Below are 20,171 nucleotides of genomic sequence, written 5' to 3' on the forward strand. Positions count from 1 at the left end.
TTCACCGCCCGATGAAGCGGGGCTTGCGCTTCTCCAGAAAGGCCCGGCCGCCCTCGCGATAGTCCTCGCTCTCCATGGCCTGATCCAAGATGGCGAGGATCTCCGCCTCGCGGGCATCGGCCTCGCCCGCGGAGATCATTTCCAGCACCGCCTTGGCGCCCTCGATGGACATGGGCGCCTTGTCCAGGAACTCGCCCGCCAGCGCGCGGGCGCCGTCCAGGGCCGAGCCCTCCGCGCGCACATCCACGAGCTTCATGGCGACGCAATCGTCGATCTCGAAGAAGCGGGCCGAGAACAGCACGCGCTTGGCGTTGGCAAAGCCCACCTGCCGATGCAGCAGCGCGGTGTCGAGGGCGCTGTAGACGATGCCGAGGCGCGCGGCGGGAATGCCCATGCGCGTCGTCGGATCCCCCACCCGGAAATCGCAGCACAGCGCAAGCCCGCAGCCGCCGCCGACGCCGAAGCCGGACACCGCGGCGATGGTCGGGCGCGGATAGTCGCGGATGGCGCGGGCGGCGCGCTCGGTGGCGGCTTCGTAGATGCGCCCGCTCTGGGCGTCCGACCGCACCTTGGAGAATTCGGAGATGTCGGCCCCGGCGCAGAACTGCCCGCCGGCGCCGGTGAGGATCACGGCCTTCACCTCCGGCTGCGCCTTGAGGTCGAGGAAAATCGCTTCCAGCCGGTTCCACATGGAAAGGCTGACGGCATTACGCCGCGCAGGTCGGTTGAGCGTGACCACCGCCAGGCCTTCGGCCTCGACGGAAACCAGGATGTCCGTGTCTTGCTCTGCCACCGAATTCCTCATTGCGCATTTATTGACCAAGCACAAACACTATGCGGCATTCTCATTTCGTGTACAATGTACAAATTCCCACGGAGACGAAAGATCCATGTCAGGTGCCCTCGAAGGCTTACGGGTACTGGATTTGTCGAGCCATCTTTCCGGCCCGTACTGCGCCATGCTTCTCGCGGATCACGGGGCGGACGTGATCAAAATCGAGCGGCCGGGCACCGGGGACGAGGCGCGCAGCATGCCGCCCTACGTGGGCGGCGAGAGCGCCCCCTTCATGCTGTGGAACCGCAACAAGCGCTCCATCACGCTCGATCTGAAGTCCGAGCGGGGCAAGGCGGATTTCCTCGCGCTGGTGGACGGCGCCGACATCCTTCTGGAGAATTTCCGGCCCGGGACGCTCGCCCGCCTCGGCCTCTCCTACGAGACGCTTTCGGCGCGCAATCCGCGGCTGATCTATGCCGCCATTTCGGGCTTCGGCCAGTACGGGCCCTACGCCATGCGGGGCGGCTTCGACCTCGTCACGCAGGGCATGTCGGGCCTGATGAGCGTCGCCGGCGCGAAGGATGGACCACCCCACCGCCTGCCCATCGCCATCTCCGACGTCGCCGCCGGCATGTTCCTCGCCTTCGGCATCCTTGCCGCCGTCGAGGCGCGCCACAAGACCGGGCGCGGGCAGATGGTGGAGACCTCGCTGCTCGATTCGGCCCTGTCGCTGGGCGTCTACGAGGCGGCGCATGTCTTCGCCACGGGCACGCGGCCGGAGCGCCTCGGCCAGGCCCACCGGGGCAGCTCGCCCTACCAGATCATCCAGACGCAGGACGGCTGGCTGACGCTCGGCGCCGCCCAGCAGAATTTCTGGGAGCGCCTGTGCGACATCCTCGGCGCGCCCGAGCTGAAGAGCGATCCGCGCTTCCTCACCAATGCCGACCGCGTCGCCAACAACGACGCCCTCATCGCGCTGTTGCAGGCGCAGTTCACCAAGAAGCCGTCGGCGCACTGGCTGGCGGCGCTCGAGGCGGGCGGCATTCCCTGCGGCCCCGTGCTGGAATTCGACGAGGTGCTCGCCGATCCCCACATCCTGGCACGGGAGATGGTGGTGGACACGCTCCATCCCAGCGCCGGCGCCATGAAGACCCTCGGCGTCACCGTGAAGCTCTCGGAAACGCCGGGCGCCGTGCGCCGGCCGGCGCCGCGCCTCGGCGAGCATACGTCCGACGTGCTCGGCGCGCCGGCGACCTGCGACGCGGCCACCGCGTGACCGGCGGGCCGCGCAATCCGGCCCGCCGCACCACCCAAAACAAGAACCCGCCTTCCGGTCTTTTCTCACACCATGAGGGGAACTGAATGTCTCGCATGACCCGACTGACATGCGCCGCGACGCTGCTGGCCGCCCTCGGCGCCGGCATCGGCGCCGCAGCCGCGCAGGGGCAGCCCGGCGTGAGCGCCGACGCCATCAAGATCGGCACCTTCGGCGCCCTCACTGGTCCCGGCTATCTCTATGGCAAGCTCGCCATGAACGGCATCGACGTCGTCTTCGACGAGGTGAACAAGGCTGGCGGCGTCAACGGCCGCAAGCTCCAGCTCATCCGCGAGGACGACCGGTGCGATCCCGCCACCGCCATCACCGCGGTGCAGAAGCTGATCCATCAGGAACAGGTGTTCGCCCTCATCGGCGGCGGCTGCTCCAACGCCACATTCGCCGCCCGCGAGACCATCGAGCAGGCGAAGATCCCGTTCGTGGTGGTGGCCTCCGTGCACGACGGCATCACCCAGCCGCCGGCCGCCAACATCTTCTCCATGGCGCTGACCTCGAGCATCGAGAGCCAGGCGCAACTCGCCTTCGCGCTCCAGGAGGGCGCCAAGAAGATCGCCGTCATCTCCATGCGCGATTCCTGGGGCCGCGCGCGCTATCTGCCGCTCATGGAGGCCTTCAAGGCCAAGGGCATCACCCCGGTGGCGGACGAGGAGATGTCGCCCGACGCCAACGACGCCACCGCCCAGGTGCTGCGCCTGAAGGCGACCGGCGCCGACGCCGTCATCATGGTGCTGTTCCCCAAGCCCGCCGCCATCTTCGCCCGCGACGCGCAGAAGCTCGGCTTCAAGCCGATCCTCATCGGCCAGACCGGCATCGGCGATCCCGCCGCCTTCGAGGACCAGGTGGGCGTGCCCGGCGCCACCGCCAAGTTCACCACCATCTCCATGGTGAAATACACCCCCACCGACCCGGCCGTGGACAAGTGGCGCACGCTCATCGAGGCCAAGTTCCCCGGCGATCGCCTCTCCAATTTCAACCTGTTCGGCATCGGCGCCGCCCAGGCGCTGGTGGAAGCGCTGAAGCGCGCCGGTCCCGACATCACCCGCGAGAAGGTGATCGACGCCCTTGCCGGCCTGAAGGACCTCGTCATCGACGTCTATCCCGGCCCGATCTCCTGCTCCCAGACCGACCATCGCTGCAACAAGTTCCCGGCCTGGATCTCCAAGGAGCCCGGCGGTCCCATCAAGGTGCTGAGCATCACCCGCGTCGAGTGATCGCCATGACCATGCTCAGCTATCTGCTCCTGAGCGGAATCACGACGGGGGCGCTCTACGCCCTCGTCGCCCTCGGGCTCGTGGTCGTCAACAAGGCGACAGGCGTCATCAACTTCGCCCAGGGCGAGCTGTTCATGGTGGCGGGCTTCATCGCCTGGTCGATCCATGTCCAGTTCGGTTTCGACTTCGCCCTGGCCCTGGCCGGCGCCGTCCTCGTCGGCTTCGTGCTCGGTTGCGCCATCGACCGCATCGCCTTTCGCCCCCTGCTGCGCGCCGACGTGGTCGCCATCGTCCTCGCGACGGTGGGCATCTCCTTCATGCTGAAGGGCATCGGCCGGATCATCTGGGGCGGAAAGGGCGACTATCTCTCCTTCCCGCCCATCACCTCCACCGATCCCATCATGCTGGGCGAAATCGTGCTTGTGCCGCAGCAGATCGCGGTGCTGGCGGGCGCCATCGCCATCATGCTCGCCTTCGGCGCCTTTTTCCGCTTCACCCGCATCGGCAAGATGATGCAAGCCACCGCCGACAATGCGAAGGCCGCGACGCTGGTGGGCATCCGCATCGAGCGCATCTACACCCTCGCCTTCGGCACCGGCGCGGCGGTCGCCGCCGCCGCCGCCGTGCTGGCCGCGCCGCTGACCCTGCTCTATCCGGACATGGGCTTCTCGTTCTTTATCAAGGGCTTCGCCGCCGCCGTGGTGGGCGGGCTCACCAGCCTGCCCGGCGCCGTGGTGGGCGGCCTCGCCATCGGCATCGTCGAGGCGCTGGCCGGCGGCTACATCCATTCGAGCATGATGGAGGTCTCCGCCTTCATCGCCATCATGCTGGTGCTGCTGATACGTCCTACCGGGCTGCTCAGCTTCTACAAAGCGCGGAGGGTCTGATGCCCCTCTCTTTCCTGCGCCGCCGCAACGTGATGCTCGCGCTCGTCTTGGTCGCCGCGCTCCTGCCGCTGGGGGCGAACCCCTACCATCTGTTCGTGGCCAATCTGATCTTCATCTACATCCTGCTGTCCGTCGGCCTCAATCTCCTGCTCGGCTATGCCGGCCAGCTCGCCTTCGCCAACGCCGCCATGTTCGGCATCGGCGCCTACGGCACCGGCCTGCTGCAGGTGCATTTTGGCTGGCCCTTCCTGATCGCCTTTCCCGCGGGCGCGCTCATCGCCACCGCGGTCGGCCTCACCCTCGCCTTGCCGGCCCTGCGGCTGAGCGGGCTGTATCTCGCCCTTTCGACGCTTGCCTTCGCCCAGTTCACCCAATGGGTGTTCCTGCACTGGGAGGGCGTCACCTTCGGCGCCGGCGGCTTCAAGACCCCGCAGGTGTCATTCGCGCCGCTGCCGGTGGATCACCGGCACGGGCTCTACTATCTCAGCCTCGTCATCATGGTGGCCATGGTCTGGTTCGCCGGCAATATCGTCACCTCGCGCATCGGCCGGGCCTTCATCACCGTGCGCGACAGCGAGGTGGCGGCGGAATCCCTCGGCGTCGATCTCCTGCGCTACAAGGCGCTGGCCTTCGGGCTGAGCGCCTTCTACGCCGGCATCGCCGGCGGGCTCTATTCCCAGATGCTGAACTTCGTCTCGCCGGAAGGCTACGACCTGTTCCAGATGGTGCTGCAGAAGGCCATGGTGGTGGTGGGCGGGCTGGGCTCAATCGCCGGCTCGGTGCTGGGCGCCGGCACCATCGTGCTGGTGCTGGAAGGCCTGCGCGAGTTCAAGGGCGCGCAGGAGGTGGTGTTCGGCGCCATGCTGCTGGTCTTCATCATCTTCATGCGCGGCGGCATCGTCTCGGTGATCCGGCGCCACGTCCCCGGCTGGGAGGAGCCGCTGCATCGCGCTGGCGCCCTTCCCCCGGCCGAGCCGCCCACCTCCCTGCCGCTGGCGCCTCCGGCGCAGGAGAGGGGGGTGTCATGAGGCGCTCCATGCTCGCCCTGCGGGGCGTCGGCGTCAGCTTCGGCGGCGTCCATGTGCTGGACCATGTGGATCTCGACGTGGGCGAAGGCGAGATCCGCGGCATCATCGGCCCCAACGGCGCCGGCAAGACCACGCTGCTCAACGTCATCTGCGGCATCCACCGGCCGGACACGGGTCAAGTGGTGCTGGACGGCGAGGTGGTGACTGGCCTCAAGCCCAGCACCATCGCGCGGCGGGGCATCGGCCGCACCTTCCAGACCTCGCAGCTGTTCAAGGGCATGACCGTGCTCGAGAACCTCATGTGCGGCCTGCACCGCAAGACGGTGACGGGCCTGTTCGCCGCCGGCCTCGGCCTGCCGTCCTGCCGCGAGGAGGAGGAGCGGACCGAGGAGGCGGCACGGCTGGCGCTGGAATTCGTCGGCATGGCGCAGTTCGCCGACCGGCCCGGCCACCAGCTTTCATTCGGCCAGCAGCGGGTGGTGGAGATCGCCCGCACCCTCATCAGCGAGCCCAAGGTGGTGCTGCTGGACGAGCCGGCGGTGGGCCTCAGCCTTAACCGCCTCAGCGAATTCGACCTCCTGTTGCGGCGCATCCGCGACGACAAGGGCGTGACGCTGGTGCTCATCGAGCACGTCATCCGCCTGGTGATGGACGTGTGCGACGAGGTGACGGTGCTGAATTCCGGCCAGATCATCGCCGACGGCAAGCCCGAGGCGGTGCGCAACGACCCCGACGTCATCGAGGCCTACCTCGGAAAGGAACTGCGTGCTCGTCATTCAGCATCTTAAGGTCTCCTACGGGCTGACCCAGGTCCTGCGCGACGTGTCGTTCGACGTGCCGGAGGGCCGCATCGTGGCGCTGCTCGGCGGCAACGGCTCGGGCAAGACCACCATGCTCAACACCCTGACGGGGCTGGTGCGTCCCGTGTCGGGCTCGATCCGCTTCGGCGCGACCGAATGCGCCGGCCTCACCGCCTACGACTTCGTGCGCACCGGCATCGTGCAGGTGCCGCAGGGCCGCGAGGTGTGGCCGAGCCTGAGCGTGGACGACAATCTGGAGCTCGGCGCCGCGACCCGCAGCGACCGCGCGCAGATCCGCGCCGATCTCGAGGAGATCTACACGCTGTTTCCCAAGCTCACCGCCAAGAAGCGCCGGCCGGCCGGCGCGCTCTCGGGCGGCGAGCAGCAGATGGTGGCCATCGGCCGCGCGCTGATGGCGAAGCCCAAGTGCCTGCTCATGGACGAGCCCTCCGCCGGCCTTGCCCCCGCGGTGGTGGGGGACATGGTGGACACCATCCTCGCCCTCAACGCCCGCGGGCTCACCATCCTTCTGGTGGAGCAGAACATCGGCGTCGCGGCGGCGGTGGCGGAATTCGCGCACATCCTGCAGAACGGCGAGATCGCCTTCTCCGGACCGGCGGCCGGGCTCATCGACAATCCCGCCGTGCTGCGCTCTTATCTGGGCCGTTAGGGCACTCAGCCGGCGTTGGCCCGCCGGCCCTTGAGGCCGATGCCCTTGCCGAGGGGAAAGTCGCGGACGAGGGCGGCATGGGCGCCGGCCATGGCGGCGATCATCTCGCCCTGTTCCGGCGTGAAGACGACGGCCCGGGCGGCGGGTCCGCTCTGGTCCACATGAAGGCACAGCAGTTCGTTGGTGGCGACGAGGGTGCGCGTGGTGGCGTGGAACATGCGCAGGTAGAGGTGCAGCCGCTTGTCGTCGGCACCGGCGAGGAAGGTGTGGATCTCCAGCGGATCGCCTTCCTTCACCTCGCGGTCGTAGGTGAGATGGGCCTCGACAACATAAGTGGTGCGCCCGGTGCGCGCGCGATAGGCTGGACCGAGGCCGAGCTCGGCGAGGAGCACGTCCGAGGCGACATCGAAGGCGCCGACATACTGGGCATAGTTCATGTGCCCGTTGAAATCGATCCAGTGCGGCTCCACCACCGCGTGGCTGACGATGGCACCGGGCTCCGGGACGACCTGCTGCGAGACGACCTGCTCCGACACGACGCGCTCCTACGTTGACATTTTTGTCGATTGTATACAAATTCGGACCGAATGACAGCCCTGCCCCATGCCCTGCCTCACCGGCCGGGAGGCGAGGCTGCCACCCCTCCCCGCACGGACGGCGCACCCGCACCGTTTCCACCCCCCGCCCCAAGAGCGCCCCGCCCTCCGCAGGAGATCTCGATGACCGACCAGTCCAACTCGCTGCACGTGCGGGACATCGCCAACCTTCTTCATCCCAACACCAACGCCCGCCGGCACGAAGCCCAGGGGCCCATGATCATCACCCGGGGCGAGGGCATTCACGTCTATGACGACCAGGGCAAGGCCTATATCGAGGGGCTGGCGGGGCTGTGGAGCGTCGCCCTCGGCTTCGGTGAGAAGCGGCTGGTGGAGGCCGCCGCCCGGCAGATGCAGGCCCTCCCTTATTACCACACGTTTTCCCACAAATCGAACGCCCCCGCCATCGAGCTGGCCGAGCGGCTGGTGGAGATGACTCCGGAGGGATTGACCAAGGTCTTCTTCACCAATTCCGGGTCGGAAGCCAACGATACCGTCGTGAAGATGATCTGGTACTACAACAACGCCCTCGGCCGCCCGGCCAAGAAGAAGATCATCTCCCGCGCCCGGGCCTATCACGGCATCACCATCATCGCCGGCAGCATGACCGGCCTGCCCATGAACCAGCGGGACTTCGACCTGCCGCTGCCCGGCTTCCTGCACCTGACCTGTCCCCACCACTATCGCAACGCGCTGCCGGGCGAGAGCGAGGAGGCCTTCGCCACGCGGCTCGCCGAAGAGCTGGAGGCGATGATCCTGCGCGAGGGTCCGGAGACGGTGGCCGCCTTCATCGGCGAACCGGTGATGGCTGCCGGCGGCGTGATGCCGCCGCCCGACACCTACTGGACCAAGATCCAGGCCGTGTGCCGGCGCCACGACGTGCTGGTGGTGGCCGACGAGGTCATCAACGGCTTCGGCCGCCTGGGCACGCCGTTCGGCTGCGACCGCTATGGCATCACCCCGGACTTTATGGTGCTGTCCAAGCAGCTCACCTCGTCCTACATGCCGCTCTCGGCCATCGTCCTCAGCGATCAGGTCTATCAGGTGATCGCCGACAATTCCGACCGCATCGGCGCCTTCGGTCACGGCTTCACCGCCACCGGGCATCCTGTCGCCACCGCGGTCGCGCTGGAAAACCTTCGGATCATCGAGGAGCGCGACCTCATCGCCCACGCCGCCGCCGTCGCGCCCGCTCTTCAGGACGGGCTGCGCAGCCGCTTCGCGGGCCATCCGCTGGTGGGCGAGGTGCGCGGCGTCGGCCTCATCGCCGGCGTCGAGTTGGTGGCGGACAAGGCGCGCAAGACCAAGTTCGACCCGCCCGGTCAGGTGGCGGCCTATCTGCATGCCCGGGCGCAGGAGCATGGCCTGATCCTGCGCGCCATCGAGGATACGCTGGCCTTCTGCCCGCCGCTCATCATCACCGAGGCGGAGATCGGCATGATCCTCGACCGCTTCGGCGCGGCGCTCGACGACACCTCCGCCTGGGTGAAGACCCGCGCCGCCCCCGCGGCCTGAGCGCGGGGCGCTCGCTCAGTCGTCCGCGGCGCGCGGGCTCGACAGATGGCGGCGGACCACGCCACGGATGGTCTTCTGCGACTGCATCATGGTGCGCACCAGCGCCGCCTTCGCCTTCGCGGGCTGGCGCGCCGCCATGGCGGCATAGACCTCGGTGAGGCCCTGGTGCACCAGCACCAGCATGGTCTCGTCCTCGATATGGGCGAGATAGCGATAGCGCATGGCCTGCTTCTCGATCACCGAGAGGATGCGCACCAGCATCTTGTTGCCGGCGGCCTCGTGCATCACGGTGAGGAAGCCCACGTTGTGCAGGAAGAACTCGCGCACGTGGCCGGCCTTCAGCGCCGCCTGCATGGCCTTCAGGTGGCCCTGCATGGTGGCGAGATCCTCCTTGGTGGCGCGCTTGGCGGCAAGGCCCGAGGCGATGCCCTCCAGCGGGGTGCGGCAGGCGTAGATGTCGTCGAGATCGGCGACGCTCAGTTCCTTCACCCGGATGCCGCGCCGGGCGAGGCGCACCACCAGCCCGGTGGATTCCAGCTGGCGGAAGGCCTCGCGCACGGGCGAGCGCGAGATGTTGAACTCGTCGCAGACCTCCTGCTCGGTCACGCGGGCGTCGGGGGCGATGTCGAGATAGATGATGCGCCGTTCCAGGACGGTGGCGATCTCCGATCCCAGCACGTCCGGCAATGAGATGTCGGTCTCCGGCGCGGCGGGGAGGCGGGACGAGGCGCGGCCGCGGGGCGGCACCACAAGCGGGGTCGGCCGGCTAATGCCCATGGACGCAAGGCTGCGCCGGCGCGCCGCCCCTCCCCTGGGCTTGCTGCGCGCACGCGCAGGCCACCCGCCTGGATATGCCCCGACCACGCACCGTCTATCCCCTGTCCGCCCGAATCGCCCGTGGGACGCACGCCCGCAGGGGTTGAGTGTACATCGACCGCGGCGGCGGTCCAGACGCCCCGGGGAGGCGCCGGACGGCGCCGGCGTTGACGCGCACTTTGTCGAGTGTATACAATTTCGACCGCAGCACGGCCTACGCAAAGGCGGGTGCGCTGAACTTTTGAGAGGGCGAGCGATGATCGAGAAAATGGCCATGATGCGGTCCATCGGCAACATCCTCGACAGCTGCCTCGCCATCCGGGCCGGAGAGCAGCTGCTGGTCCTGACCGACGCCGACAACATCGCGGTCGGCAACCTCTTCACCCTCGCCGGCATCGAGCGCGGGGCGGACACCTTCATGCTGGTGATGAAGCCGCGCACGCGGCACGGCGAGGAGCTGCCGAAGGTGATCGCGGAGGCCATGAAGGCGGCCGACGCCATCGTCGCCCCCACCACCTTCTCGGTGAACCACACCAGCGCGCGCAAGGCCGCGAGCGCGGCGGGCGCGCGGCTCATCTTCTTTCCGGGCTGCCAGGAGAAGATGTTCCTCGACGGCAGCCTCGACATCGACTTCGTGAAGCAGTCGGAAATCATCATGCGCCTGTCCGGCGCCTTCGAGCGCGGCAGCAGCGTGCGCGTCACCAGCAACGACGGCGCCACCGACTTCACCCTCGACATCCGCGGCCGCCACGCGGTGCCGCAGACCGGCATCTGCCACGCGCCGGGCACCATCTCCCCGCCGCCCTGCATCGAGACCGCGGTGTCTCCGGTGGAGCATTCCACCAACGGCGTCGCCGTCATCGACGGCGCGGTCGTGCCTGGCGGCGAGGTGCTCGAGCCGTTCCAGATCACCCTTCAGAACGGGCGCATCGTGGACATCGACACCGCGGCGAAGGACGGCCGCAAGCTCGCCGACCTGCTGAAGTCCTACGGCGACGAGAACATGTATTGCCACGTGGAACTGGGCGTCGGCCTCAACCCCAAGGCCAAGATCGGACGCGGCGTGGAGCTGGAGGACGAGGGCGAGTTCGGCACCCTGCACCTCGGCATCGGCAACGGCATCACCTTCGGCAGCAGCATCCGCGCGGTGGGTCACGTGGACCTGGTCATCCGCCACCCCATCGTGACGGTGGACGGCACGGTGGTGCTGAAGGACCGCGAAGTCCTGGCCTGATAAGGCCCCGGGCCGGCGCCGCTCAGGCCGCCGGCTTCAGCGCCGCAAGTTCGCCCGGCAGGGCATAGGCCCAGCCGGAGATGGAGCCGGCGCCGAGGCAGATCACGTAATCCCCGGGCTTCGCCAGCCCGGAGACGATGCCGGCCAGCTGCTCCGGGCCGTCGAGCGCCGTCACCGAGCGGTGGCCGTGGGCGATGAGGCCCTGCACCAGATGGTCGCGGTCGGCGCCGGGAATGGGCGCCTCGCCGGCGGTGTAGACCGGCGCCACCACCACATGGTCGGCATCGTTGAAGCAGGTGCAGAATTCGTCGAACAGCGAGGCGAGGCGGGTGTAGCGATGCGGCTGCACCACGGCGATCACCTGTCCGTCGCTCGCCGCCCGCGCCGCCTTGAGCACGGCGGCGATCTCCACCGGATGGTGGCCGTAATCGTCGAAGATGGCGACGCCGTTCCACTCGCCGGTGCGGGTGAAGCGCCGCTTCACGCCGCCGAACTGGGACAGCGCCTCGATGATCTTCTCGTCCGGCACCTTCAGCTCGTGGGCGACGGCGATGGCGGCGGTGGCGTTCAGCGCGTTGTGCTTGCCGGGCATGGGCAGGCGCAGGCCGCGGATCTCGTGCACCGTCTCGCCCGCGCGGTTGCGGAACACCACGCCGAACTTGGTGACACCACCCTTCAGGTCCACGTCCACGAGGCGCACGTCCGCCTGCGGGTTCTCGCCATAGGTGATGACGCGCCGGTCCTCGATGCGCCCCACCAGCGCCTGCACCACCGGATGGTCGATGCACATCACCGCGAAGCCGTAGAAGGGCACGTTCTCCACGAAGGCCTTGAAGGCCTCCTGCACCTTGTCGAAGGTCTTGAAGTGGTCGAGGTGCTCGGGGTCCACATTGGTGACGATGGCGACTTCCGTGGGCAGCTTCAGGAACGTGCCGTCGCTCTCGTCCGCCTCCACCACCATCCAGTTGCCGTCGCCGAGGCGGGCGTTGGTGCCATAGGCGTTGATGATGCCGCCATTGATGACGGTGGGATCGAAATTGCCGGCGTCGAGCAGGGTCGCCACCAGCGAGGTGGTGGTGGTCTTGCCGTGGGTGCCGGCGATGGAGACGCAGCTCTTCAGCCGCATCAGCTCGGCCAGCATCTCGGCGCGGCGCACCACCGGCAGGCGCTTGGCGCGGGCCGCCATCAGCTCGGGATTGTCGCGCTTGATGGCGGAGGACACCACCACCACGTCGGCCTCGTCCACGTTGGACGCCTGATGGCCGATCATCACCTTGATGCCGTGGTCGGTGAGGCGCTTCACATTGGCGCTCTCGGCCACGTCCGAGCCCTGCACCTCGTAGCCGAGATTGTGCAGCACCTCGGCGATGCCGCTCATGCCGATGCCGCCGATGCCGACGAAATGGATGGAGCCGAGGCCGGACGGCAGCTTCATGCGCTGTTCCCCCTGAAGGTTGCGACCGCGCCGCCGGCCGCCAGATGCCGGACCAGACCGGCGAGCCGCTCGGCGGCGTCGAGCACGCCCTGGCTTCTGGCGTGATCCGCCATCCGCGTCAATGACATGGGTTCGGACGCGAAGCTGTGCAGCTCCAGCGCCAAACGGTCGGGCTCGAATTCCACCTGCCGCAGCACCAGCGCCGCGTCGACCGCGCTCAGGGTGCGGGCGTTGGCCGCCTGGTCCTGGTCGAGGGCGTGCGGCAAGGGCACGAGAATGGAGGGTCGGCCGATGGCGGAGAGTTCCGCCACCGTGCCGGCGCCCGAGCGTGCGACCACCAGATGGGCGCCCGCCATGCGGGCGGGCAGATCATCGAAGAAGGGCTTCACTTCGGCGCGCACGCCGAGGCGGGCATAGGTGCCCACCACCCGCTCCAGATCCTCCTCCCGCGCCTGCTGGGTGAGGACGAGGCGGCGCCGCAAATCGGCGTCGAGCCGCTCCACCGCATCGGGCACCACGTCCGACATCACCCGCGCGCCCTGGCTGCCGCCGAAGACGAGCACGCGCAGCTCCCCGCCGGGCACCGGCGGATCAAAGGGCGTCGCGGCGGCGGCGACGGCGGCGGGGCGCAGCGGATTGCCGGTCCACACGGCCTTGGCCTTCAGCACGGGATCCGCATCCACCACGCCGGGAAAGCCCGTGGCGATGGCGCTCACCCGCCGCGCCAGCATGCGGTTCGCCCGGCCCATGACGCCGTTGGCCTCGTGCACGATGGTGGGCACGCCCAGGACGGCGGCGGCCATGAGCGGCGGCACGGTGGGATAGCCGCCGAAGCCCACCACCGCCACCGGCTTCAGCCGGCGGATCAGCGCGAGGCTGGAGACGAAGCCGGAGGCCAGCGCGAGGCCGGTCCGGGCCAGCGCCACCGGCGAGCGCCCACGCACGGTATCGGAGGGCAGGATGTGCAGCTCGCGCGCCGGGAAATGCCCAGCGTAGCGCGCGGCGCGGGCGTCGGTGGCGAGATCCACGGCGAAGCCTTGGCCCGCCAGCGCGGCCGCCAAAGCCTCGGCCGGAAACAGATGGCCGCCGGTGCCTCCGGCGGCGAGCAGGACGAGATCGGTCACGTTACCCCCTGGCCTCGAACGCGGGGCCGGTCCGGCGCGGCCCGGGCCCCGGACGATGCGGCGCGAGCCTTTGCCCCTTCAATGCGGCGGTTCCGGGGACGCCTCAGGCCGGATCGGGCAGGGCCGCCGGCGGCGCCACCGGCCGGGCGAGGCTTTCGCCCCGCCGCGGCTCGCCGGACACCGTCTCGGTGAGCCGCGCCAGCGCCGCCGCCCCCGGCCGCTTGCGCGAGAGGGCGAGCAGCATGCCCATGCCGAAGGCGATGGAGATGAGGGAGGAGCCGCCATAGGAGATGAAGGGCAGAGTCATGCCCTTGGCCGGCGCGATATGGACGTTCACCGCCATGTTGATGGCCGCCTGCAGGCCGAACAGCAGGGCAAGGCCGGTGATGGCGAAGCGGGAGAAGGGGTCGCTCTCCTTGGAGGCGCGCGACAGGGCCCGCAGGATGATGAAGGCGAACAGGGCGAGGATGATGAGGCACAGGATGATGCCGAACTCCTCCCCCGCCACGGCGAAGACGAAGTCGGTGTGACCGTCCGGCAGCATCCTCTTCATGGTCCCCTCGCCGGGGCCGGTGCCGAACCAGCCGCCGTTGCGGAAGGAATTGAGCGCCGCGTCGATCTGGTAGGTGTCGCCCGAATCGGGATTGAGGAAGCGGTTGATGCGCTTCTGCACGTGGGACACGGTCATGTAGGCGATGAAGCCGCCGCCGGCGCCAATGCCCACCAGCCCCACCATCCAGATCCACCTCAGTCCCGCGAGGAAGAACAGCGAGGCCCAGACCAGGCAGATCAGCAGGCTCTGGCCGAAGTCCGGCTGCTTCACCAGCGGGCCGAGCACGCTGCCGAGCAAGGCGAAGGCGAACAGCGTCGCCGGCATCTCCGGCCGTTTGGTGCTCTCCGCGAACAGCCACGCCGCAAGGATGACGAAGGCCGGCTTGATGAATTCCGACGGCTGCACGGTGACGCCGGCAATGGTGAGCCAGCGCCGCGCGCCCTTCACCTCCGGGCCGATCACCAGCGTCGCCAGCAGCAGCACGAAGAAGATGGCAAACACCACGATGCAGGTGCGCCGCAGGGTGCGCGGCGACAGGAAGGAGGTGGCCACCATCACCACCGCCGCCGGCACGAGGAACAGCACCTGCCGGTTCACGAAGTGGAACGGATCGGGGATGTTGAGCCGCGCCGCCACCGCCGGACTGGCGGCAAGGCACAGGATGATGCCGATGACCATCAGCCCGCCAAGGCTGGCCAGCAGGGCGCGGTCCACCGTCCACCACCATTCGCTCAGCACGGTGCGGTCGGCGCGCGACATCATGGGACGCTTACTCCGGGAGGTGACATGACGCGCACCATGCCCCGGCGAGGGTTGACGGCCGATTAAGGACGTTCGGCCTGCGGCGGGCTTGGGACGCTCGCCTTGGGCACGCCGAGGGGATGGGCGCCGACGGGTGAGCAAATCGCGCGCGGGAGGCGGGGCGAGGCTCGCGCAAGGGGCGGCGACTTCCTATCTTCGGGCGGTGGCCAAGGCGAAGCGCAAGGGGGCAGCGTCCCTCCCCGATCCGTTTGAAAGCTGGTTTCGCGCACGCGGCTGGGCGCCGCGGCCGCACCAGCTCGATCTCATCGCCGCCGCCGAAAGCGGCCGCTCGGTGCTGCTCATCGCCCCCACCGGCGCCGGCAAGACGCTGGCAGGCTTCCTTCCCACCTTGATCGAGCTGAACCGGCCCAGGGAGCGGACGGCCCGCCCGAGACCAGCGCCCTCCCCGGCGCCCCCTGCCCCGGCGGCGCCGACGAGCGGGAAAGGGAGCGGCACCGCACGCCATGCCCGAAGCCAGATCTTGGGCGACGGATGGGAGGAGGATACGGTGGTCGAGGCGGCCGAGCCGTCGTCCACCGTGCCTTTCGCCCACTGGCAGGCGGAGCGGCCGAAATCGCCGCTGCACACGCTCTATATCTCGCCGCTCAAGGCGCTGGCGGTGGACATTGCCCGCAATCTCGAGACGCCCATCGCCGAGATGAACCTCGACATCCGCGTCGAGACCCGCACCGGCGACACGCCGGCATCCCGCCGCCAGCGCCAGCGCAGGGATCCGCCGCACATCCTGCTCACCACGCCGGAACAGGTCTCCCTGCTCCTCGCCTCGAAGGATGCCGAGCATCTCTTCTCCGGCCTCAAGCGCGTGGTGCTGGACGAATTGCACGCCCTCGTCACCTCCAAGCGGGGCGACCTGCTCGCCCTCGCCCTTTCCCGCCTGAGGCGCATCGCGCCCGGCCTTCAGTGCGTCGGCCTCTCCGCCACCGTGGCCGAGCCGGACGACCTGCGGCGCTATCTGGTGGCGCAGGATGCGGACACGCCGGAGGGTCCTCTGGCCGACCTCGTGCTGGCGCAGGGCGGGGCGCCGCCGGACGTGCGGATGATGGAGACCGCCGCGCCCATGCCGTGGGCGAGCCACATGGCGCTGCATGCGGTGCGCGACATCTACGCCTTGCTGGCGACCAACACGCTCTCGCTGGTGTTCGTCAATACCCGGCGCCAGGCCGAGTTCATCTTCCAGGAGCTGTGGCGCATCAACGATCTCGACCTGCCCATCGCGCTCCATCACGGGTCGCTGGCGGTGGACCAGCGCCGCCGGGTGGAGGCGGCCATGGCGGCGGGGCGTCTCAAGGCGGTGGTCGCTACGTCCTCCCTCGACCTCGGCATCGACTGGGGCGACGTCGACCTCGTCATCAATCTCGGCGCGCCCAAGGGCGCCTCGCGCCTCATGCAGCGCATCGGCCGCGCCAACCACCGGCTGGACGAGCCCTCCCGCGCCGTGCTGGTCCCGGCCAACCGGTTCGAGGTTCTGGAGTGCCGGGCTGCGCTGGAAGCCGTGCGGGCCGGCGCGCAGGACACGCCGCCCGAGCGCACCGGCGCCCTGGACGTGCTGGCCCAGCACATCCTCGGCATGGCCTGCGCCGCGCCGTTCGACGCCGACGCGCTGCACGGCGAGGTGCGCTCCGCCGCGCCCTACCGCCACCTCAGCCGGGCCGATTTCGACGCCGCCCTCGATTTCGTCGCCACCGGCGGCTACGCCCTGCGCGCCTATGAGCGTTACGCCAAGATCCGCCGCACCAAGGACGGCCTGTGGCGGGTCGCCAACCCCATGGTGGCGCAGGCCTACCGGCTGAACATCGGCACCATCGTCGAGGCCGCCATGCTCAAAGTGCGCCTCGTTTCGGCGCGCGGGTCGGCCAAGTCGGGCGTCGCGGGCCGGGTGCGGTTCGGTGGGCGGTTCCTGGGGGAGGTGGAGGAATATTTCGTCGAAACGCTGGTGCCGGGGGACACCTTCGTCTTCGCCGGCGAGATCCTGCGCTACGAGCTCATGGTGGAGGACGAGGTCTACGTCTCGCGCACCACCGCCACCGAGCCCAAGGTGCCGGCCTATGCGGGCGGAAAGTTTCCCCTCTCCACCTTCCTCGCCGCCGGGGTGCGGGCGATCCTCTCCGCGCCGGAGCGCTGGGGCGCGCTGCCGGGCCAGGTGCGCGACTGGCTTGAGCTGCAAAAGCAGCGCTCCCGCCTGCCGGGCCGGGACGATTTGCTGGTGGAAACCTTCGAGCAGTTCGGCCGCCACTACCTCGTCACCTATCCTTTCGAGGGACGGCTGGCGCACCAGACGCTGGGCATGCTGCTGACGCGGCGGCTGGAGCGGGCGCGGCTGAAGCCGCTCGGCTTCGTCGCCAACGACTATGCCCTCGCCGTCTACGCCGCCGGCGACATGGGGGCGGCTATCCGGCAGGGGCGGCTCAGCCTCGACGAGCTGTTCGACCAGGACATGCTGGGGGACGATCTCGAGGCATGGCTCGCCGAAAGCGCGCTGATGAAGCGGACCTTCCGCTATTGCGCGGTCATCGCCGGCCTCATCGAACGCCGTTTTCCAGGCAAGGAGAAGACCTCGCGGCAGGTCACCGTCTCCACCGACCTTATCTACGACGTGCTGCGCCGGCACGAGCCGGATCATCTTCTGTTGCGCGCCGCGCGGGCGGACGCAGCCGCGGGCCTTCTGGACGTAAAGCGTCTTGGGGAGATGCTTGCCCGCATCGTCGGGCGCATCGTGCACGTGCCGCTGGAGCGGGTTTCGCCGCTGGCAGTACCGGTGCTGCTGGAAATCGGGAGGGAGAGTGTCGGCGGCGAGGCCAGCGAGGAGCTGCTGGCCGAAGCCGAGGAGGAACTCATCCGGGCCGCGACGACTTGATGGGGAGAGCCGTTGCGCGGGCCTAAGGGCGCGCGCGCACCGAATATGTCGTCGGACGTTCGTTCATGAGAGGCGGGCTACCGCACCGCAGTAGGGCGCTGATCGCAGCGCGCGGCGCCCGAATCACTTCCAGCCCTGATCGATCCGCCGGTCTTTTCGCACCCGCGAAGAAGGGTTTTGGGCTGTTGCATCTGGGAAACGGGCAATTCAGAACCGGCTTCCCGTTGTTCACAATCGCGTGATCGTCGAGCGCGCGAAAAGCCCGCTCGATGGCGTCCGACTCAGAAGATCGCGCCGACCACGGTGGTCACAGTCGCGGCGCTGGCCTCGTGCGGCGCGAAAAACGCAGCAAGTCCAAGGATCGACACCAATGCACCCGTCACAGCAAGCTTGCGCAGCATAGCTCTTCTCCCGTGTCCCGTTCCGCATCATCAACGATGCAGGGGCAGTAAGAGTTCCTTAACCAAGGCACCCTGAACCCCACTTGATGCTTGCGTTAACCAAGTGTTCAGGAAAGTCACGGGTCCGTGACGGCCAAGGCGGTCAAGTCACCGGCGCCGACGACTTCGCAGGTTCGTGATGTTGCAGTGCAGCATGAATGTATCCAGGAGGAGGTATTGGCATGTCACGGATGACCGCGTCGCCGAAAAGCCGCTGGCGCGATCTGGAGGCGCCCGACATCGAAGAGCTGGAAGAACTCGCCGCCGAAGCTTTCGCGGCGCTGCCTGCCTCCTTCCGCGCCCTGTGCCAGGGCCTCGTCATCAAGGTGGAGGACTTTCCCACCGACGAGGTGCTGGACGAACTGGGCGCCGAAACCCCGTTCGATCTGCTCGGTCTCTTTCATGGCATCGGCCGCGCCCAATCGAGCGCGGTATCGGAGACGGGGCAGATGCCCAACATGGTCTTTCTGTACCGCCGACCGATCCTCGACTACTGGGCGGAGAACGAGGAAACCCTGGGCGACGTGGTCACCCATGTCCTCGTCCACGAGATCGGCCACCACTTCGGCCTGTCCGACGACGACATGGAGGCCATAGAGGATCGGGCCAATTGACCGCAGGGGCAGTAGGGAGACAGGACTGGACGTGGCGCGCCGGTTGTTTAGAATTAATCGAAACAACGAAGGAGACGCGCGTGCCCACCGATCCCCGGCTCACCCGCCATGCCGCGCCGTTGCGCGCCCTGCACTGGCTGACCGCGATCGCCGTCATCGCGATCTATGGCGTCACTTACCTCGAGGACCTCTTCGCCCGCGGCACGCCGGAGCGCGCGGCGGTGTGGTGGGTGCACATCTCCGTCGGCCTGCTGCTGATCGCTTTGGTGGCGCTGCGCATCCCGGTGCGCATCTTCGGCCGCAACCCGCCGGCTTCCCGCCAGATCAGCCGGCCCATGGCCATCGCCTCCCATGCCGCGCATGGCCTGCTCTATGTCCTGCTGATCGCGACGCTGGCGGTGGGCGTCTATCTCGCCTTCCTGCGCGGCAACGCGGTGAGCTTCTTCTCGCTCTTCACCATCCCCTCGCCCATCGCGGTCAACCGCGACCTCGCCCGCCAGGTGATCGAGCTGCACGAGTGGCTGGCCAACGCTTTGGTCGTCCTTGCCCTGCTGCACGCCGCGGCCGCTTTGGCGCATCATTTCGTGATGAAGGACGATGTGCTGAAGCGCATGCTGCCGGAACGCCTTGCCCCTTAAGTCCCGGCCGGCCGGGGTGCTGGGCAAGAGGCGGGCCGCCTGTTATGGAAAAGGCAGAAGGCGCCCCGCCCGCCCGGCTCCGCGCCCAGCCCTCAACCGTCGACAAGGCACAAGGGTCCTATGGATAAGTTCACCGTCGTGGAAGGCGTCGCCGCGCCTCTGAAGCTGGTCAATGTCGATACCGACATGATCATCCCCAAGCAGTATCTGAAGACGATCAAGCGCACGGGCCTCGGCACCGGCCTGTTCTCCGAGATGCGCTATGCGGACGACGGCTCCGAGAATCCTGCCTTCGTGCTCAATCAGCCGGCCTACCGGAACGCAAAGATCCTCGTCGCAGGCGACAATTTCGGTTGCGGCTCCTCGCGCGAGCACGCGCCTTGGGCGCTGCTGGACTTCGGCATCCGCTGCGTGATCTCGACCTCGTTCGCCGACATCTTCTATAACAACTGCTTCAAGAACGGCATCCTGCCCGTGGTCGTCTCCAAGGAGGACCTCGACAAGCTGTTCGACGATGCCGATCGCGGCGCCAACGCCACCCTCACCGTCGATCTGCCCGCGCAGGAGATCCGCGGACCCGATGGCGGCGTCGTGAAGTTCGAGATCGATCCGTTCCGCAAGCGCTGCCTGATCGAGGGCCTCGACGACATCGGACTGACCCTGGAGAAGGCCCCGGCCATTTCCGAATACGAAGCGGCGAAGGGCGGCGAGCGCCCCTGGCTGTAAGGCTCTGCGTCCTCGGGGCGGGTCGGCGGGAGATGCAACGTTCGGTTCGCCGGGCGGCCGATCCGGCGCGATCTGAGGAAAGGGCTTTGCGCGGGCC

Annotated in this window: 18 protein-coding genes; 12 read left to right on the forward strand and 6 right to left on the reverse strand. The window is 68.4% G+C overall.

What is annotated here, in order from left to right:
- Position 1 precedes the first annotated feature (1 nt).
- Positions 2 to 793, reverse strand: a complete 792-nt coding sequence (locus ABLE93_RS04065) for an enoyl-CoA hydratase-related protein (RefSeq protein ID WP_348838076.1) — start codon at positions 791 to 793, stop codon at positions 2 to 4.
- Between the two features lie 97 nt (positions 794 to 890).
- Between ABLE93_RS04065 and ABLE93_RS04070 the strand changes: the two genes are divergently transcribed.
- The 6 genes from ABLE93_RS04070 to ABLE93_RS04095 all read left to right on the forward strand — a co-directional run bounded on the left by ABLE93_RS04070 (position 891) and on the right by ABLE93_RS04095 (position 6,707).
- On the forward strand, positions 891 to 2,051 hold the full coding sequence (locus ABLE93_RS04070; RefSeq protein WP_348838078.1) for a CaiB/BaiF CoA transferase family protein: 1,161 nt from the start codon (positions 891 to 893) through the stop codon (positions 2,049 to 2,051).
- A 95-nt stretch (positions 2,052 to 2,146) separates the two neighbouring features.
- Positions 2,147 to 3,322 carry an ABC transporter substrate-binding protein gene (locus ABLE93_RS04075; RefSeq protein WP_348838080.1) on the forward strand — a complete coding sequence of 392 codons (1,176 nt, stop codon included), beginning with the start codon at positions 2,147 to 2,149 and terminating at the stop codon, positions 3,320 to 3,322.
- A gap of 5 nt (positions 3,323 to 3,327) precedes the next feature.
- Positions 3,328 to 4,209 (forward strand): branched-chain amino acid ABC transporter permease, encoded by an 882-nt coding sequence (locus tag ABLE93_RS04080; RefSeq protein WP_348838081.1) that lies wholly within the window; start codon positions 3,328 to 3,330, stop codon positions 4,207 to 4,209.
- A complete protein-coding gene (locus ABLE93_RS04085; RefSeq protein ID WP_348838082.1) occupies positions 4,209 to 5,237 on the forward strand; it encodes a branched-chain amino acid ABC transporter permease in 1,029 nt (342 codons plus the stop codon). The genes ABLE93_RS04080 and ABLE93_RS04085 overlap by 1 nt, the downstream gene beginning before the upstream one ends.
- Positions 5,234 to 6,025 carry an ABC transporter ATP-binding protein gene (locus ABLE93_RS04090; protein WP_348838083.1) on the forward strand — a complete coding sequence of 264 codons (792 nt, stop codon included), beginning with the start codon at positions 5,234 to 5,236 and terminating at the stop codon, positions 6,023 to 6,025. Before ABLE93_RS04085 ends, ABLE93_RS04090 begins: the two co-directional genes overlap by 4 nt.
- Positions 6,003 to 6,707 (forward strand): ABC transporter ATP-binding protein, encoded by a 705-nt coding sequence (locus ABLE93_RS04095; protein WP_348838084.1) that lies wholly within the window; start codon positions 6,003 to 6,005, stop codon positions 6,705 to 6,707. The genes ABLE93_RS04090 and ABLE93_RS04095 overlap by 23 nt, the downstream gene beginning before the upstream one ends.
- A gap of 5 nt (positions 6,708 to 6,712) precedes the next feature.
- On the opposite strand, the gene ABLE93_RS04100 is transcribed toward ABLE93_RS04095, so the two are convergent.
- A complete protein-coding gene (locus tag ABLE93_RS04100) occupies positions 6,713 to 7,243 on the reverse strand; it encodes a thioesterase family protein (RefSeq protein ID WP_348838086.1) in 531 nt (176 codons plus the stop codon).
- A 183-nt stretch (positions 7,244 to 7,426) separates the two neighbouring features.
- Between ABLE93_RS04100 and ABLE93_RS04105 the strand changes: the two genes are divergently transcribed.
- Positions 7,427 to 8,818, forward strand: a complete 1,392-nt coding sequence (locus ABLE93_RS04105) for an aspartate aminotransferase family protein (protein WP_348838087.1) — start codon at positions 7,427 to 7,429, stop codon at positions 8,816 to 8,818.
- Between the two features lie 15 nt (positions 8,819 to 8,833).
- On the opposite strand, the gene ABLE93_RS04110 is transcribed toward ABLE93_RS04105, so the two are convergent.
- Positions 8,834 to 9,595: a GntR family transcriptional regulator gene (locus tag ABLE93_RS04110; protein ID WP_348838089.1), complete on the reverse strand. Its 762-nt coding sequence runs from the start codon at positions 9,593 to 9,595 to the stop codon at positions 8,834 to 8,836.
- Positions 9,596 to 9,890: 295 nt separating this feature from the next.
- Here ABLE93_RS04110 and ABLE93_RS04115 point away from each other — a divergent pair, with 295 nt between their 5' ends.
- On the forward strand, positions 9,891 to 10,868 hold the full coding sequence (locus ABLE93_RS04115; RefSeq protein ID WP_348838091.1) for an aminopeptidase: 978 nt from the start codon (positions 9,891 to 9,893) through the stop codon (positions 10,866 to 10,868).
- A gap of 22 nt (positions 10,869 to 10,890) precedes the next feature.
- Here ABLE93_RS04115 and murC read toward each other — a convergent pair whose 3' ends face one another.
- The 3 genes from murC to ftsW form a co-directional block, all read right to left on the reverse strand.
- Positions 10,891 to 12,303, reverse strand: coding sequence for a UDP-N-acetylmuramate--L-alanine ligase (gene murC, locus ABLE93_RS04120; protein ID WP_348838093.1), 1,413 nt, complete (start codon positions 12,301 to 12,303; stop codon positions 10,891 to 10,893).
- Positions 12,300 to 13,427, reverse strand: a complete 1,128-nt coding sequence (murG, locus tag ABLE93_RS04125) for an undecaprenyldiphospho-muramoylpentapeptide beta-N-acetylglucosaminyltransferase (protein WP_348838095.1) — start codon at positions 13,425 to 13,427, stop codon at positions 12,300 to 12,302. Before murG ends, murC begins: the two co-directional genes overlap by 4 nt.
- Before the next feature lie 103 nt (positions 13,428 to 13,530).
- A complete protein-coding gene (gene ftsW, locus ABLE93_RS04130; protein WP_348838096.1) occupies positions 13,531 to 14,742 on the reverse strand; it encodes a putative lipid II flippase FtsW in 1,212 nt (403 codons plus the stop codon).
- 202 nt (positions 14,743 to 14,944) lie between these two features.
- Between ftsW and ABLE93_RS04135 the strand changes: the two genes are divergently transcribed.
- The 4 genes from ABLE93_RS04135 to leuD all read left to right on the forward strand — a co-directional run bounded on the left by ABLE93_RS04135 (position 14,945) and on the right by leuD (position 20,074).
- Entirely contained in the window at positions 14,945 to 17,656 is a 2,712-nt protein-coding gene (locus tag ABLE93_RS04135) for a ligase-associated DNA damage response DEXH box helicase (protein ID WP_348838478.1), read from the forward strand.
- 631 nt (positions 17,657 to 18,287) lie between these two features.
- Complete coding sequence (locus ABLE93_RS04140) at positions 18,288 to 18,710, forward strand: metallopeptidase family protein (protein ID WP_348838479.1); 423 nt, start codon at positions 18,288 to 18,290, stop codon at positions 18,708 to 18,710.
- A gap of 80 nt (positions 18,711 to 18,790) precedes the next feature.
- Complete coding sequence (locus ABLE93_RS04145; RefSeq protein WP_348838097.1) at positions 18,791 to 19,348, forward strand: cytochrome b; 558 nt, start codon at positions 18,791 to 18,793, stop codon at positions 19,346 to 19,348.
- Between the two features lie 120 nt (positions 19,349 to 19,468).
- The gene (gene leuD, locus ABLE93_RS04150; protein ID WP_348838098.1) at positions 19,469 to 20,074 is read left to right on the forward strand and encodes a 3-isopropylmalate dehydratase small subunit; all 606 of its coding nucleotides are present in this window, start codon (positions 19,469 to 19,471) and stop codon (positions 20,072 to 20,074) included.
- Positions 20,075 to 20,171: the final 97 nt, after the last annotated feature.

This window comes from Xanthobacter pollutisoli (assembly GCF_040044995.1).
Lineage (GTDB): Bacteria > Pseudomonadota > Alphaproteobacteria > Rhizobiales > Xanthobacteraceae > Xanthobacter.

Bases quoted from the DNA above. Each gene is read 5' to 3' on its own strand.
- ABLE93_RS04070 (WP_348838078.1), top strand. From the start codon at position 891: ATGTCAGGTGCCCTCGAAGGCTTACGGGTACTGGATTTGTCGAGCCAT.
- ABLE93_RS04075 (WP_348838080.1), top strand. From the start codon at position 2,147: ATGACCCGACTGACATGCGCCGCGACGCTGCTGGCCGCCCTCGGCGCC.
- ABLE93_RS04080 (WP_348838081.1), top strand. From the start codon at position 3,328: ATGACCATGCTCAGCTATCTGCTCCTGAGCGGAATCACGACGGGGGCG.
- ABLE93_RS04085 (WP_348838082.1), top strand. From the start codon at position 4,209: ATGCCCCTCTCTTTCCTGCGCCGCCGCAACGTGATGCTCGCGCTCGTC.
- ABLE93_RS04090 (WP_348838083.1), top strand. From the start codon at position 5,234: ATGAGGCGCTCCATGCTCGCCCTGCGGGGCGTCGGCGTCAGCTTCGGC.
- ABLE93_RS04105 (WP_348838087.1), top strand. From the start codon at position 7,427: ATGACCGACCAGTCCAACTCGCTGCACGTGCGGGACATCGCCAACCTT.
- ABLE93_RS04110 (WP_348838089.1), bottom strand. From the start codon at position 9,595: ATGGGCATTAGCCGGCCGACCCCGCTTGTGGTGCCGCCCCGCGGCCGC.
- ABLE93_RS04115 (WP_348838091.1), top strand. From the start codon at position 9,891: ATGATCGAGAAAATGGCCATGATGCGGTCCATCGGCAACATCCTCGAC.
- murC (WP_348838093.1), bottom strand. From the start codon at position 12,303: ATGAAGCTGCCGTCCGGCCTCGGCTCCATCCATTTCGTCGGCATCGGC.
- ftsW (WP_348838096.1), bottom strand. From the start codon at position 14,742: ATGATGTCGCGCGCCGACCGCACCGTGCTGAGCGAATGGTGGTGGACG.
- ABLE93_RS04140 (WP_348838479.1), top strand. From the start codon at position 18,288: ATGACCGCGTCGCCGAAAAGCCGCTGGCGCGATCTGGAGGCGCCCGAC.
- leuD (WP_348838098.1), top strand. From the start codon at position 19,469: ATGGATAAGTTCACCGTCGTGGAAGGCGTCGCCGCGCCTCTGAAGCTG.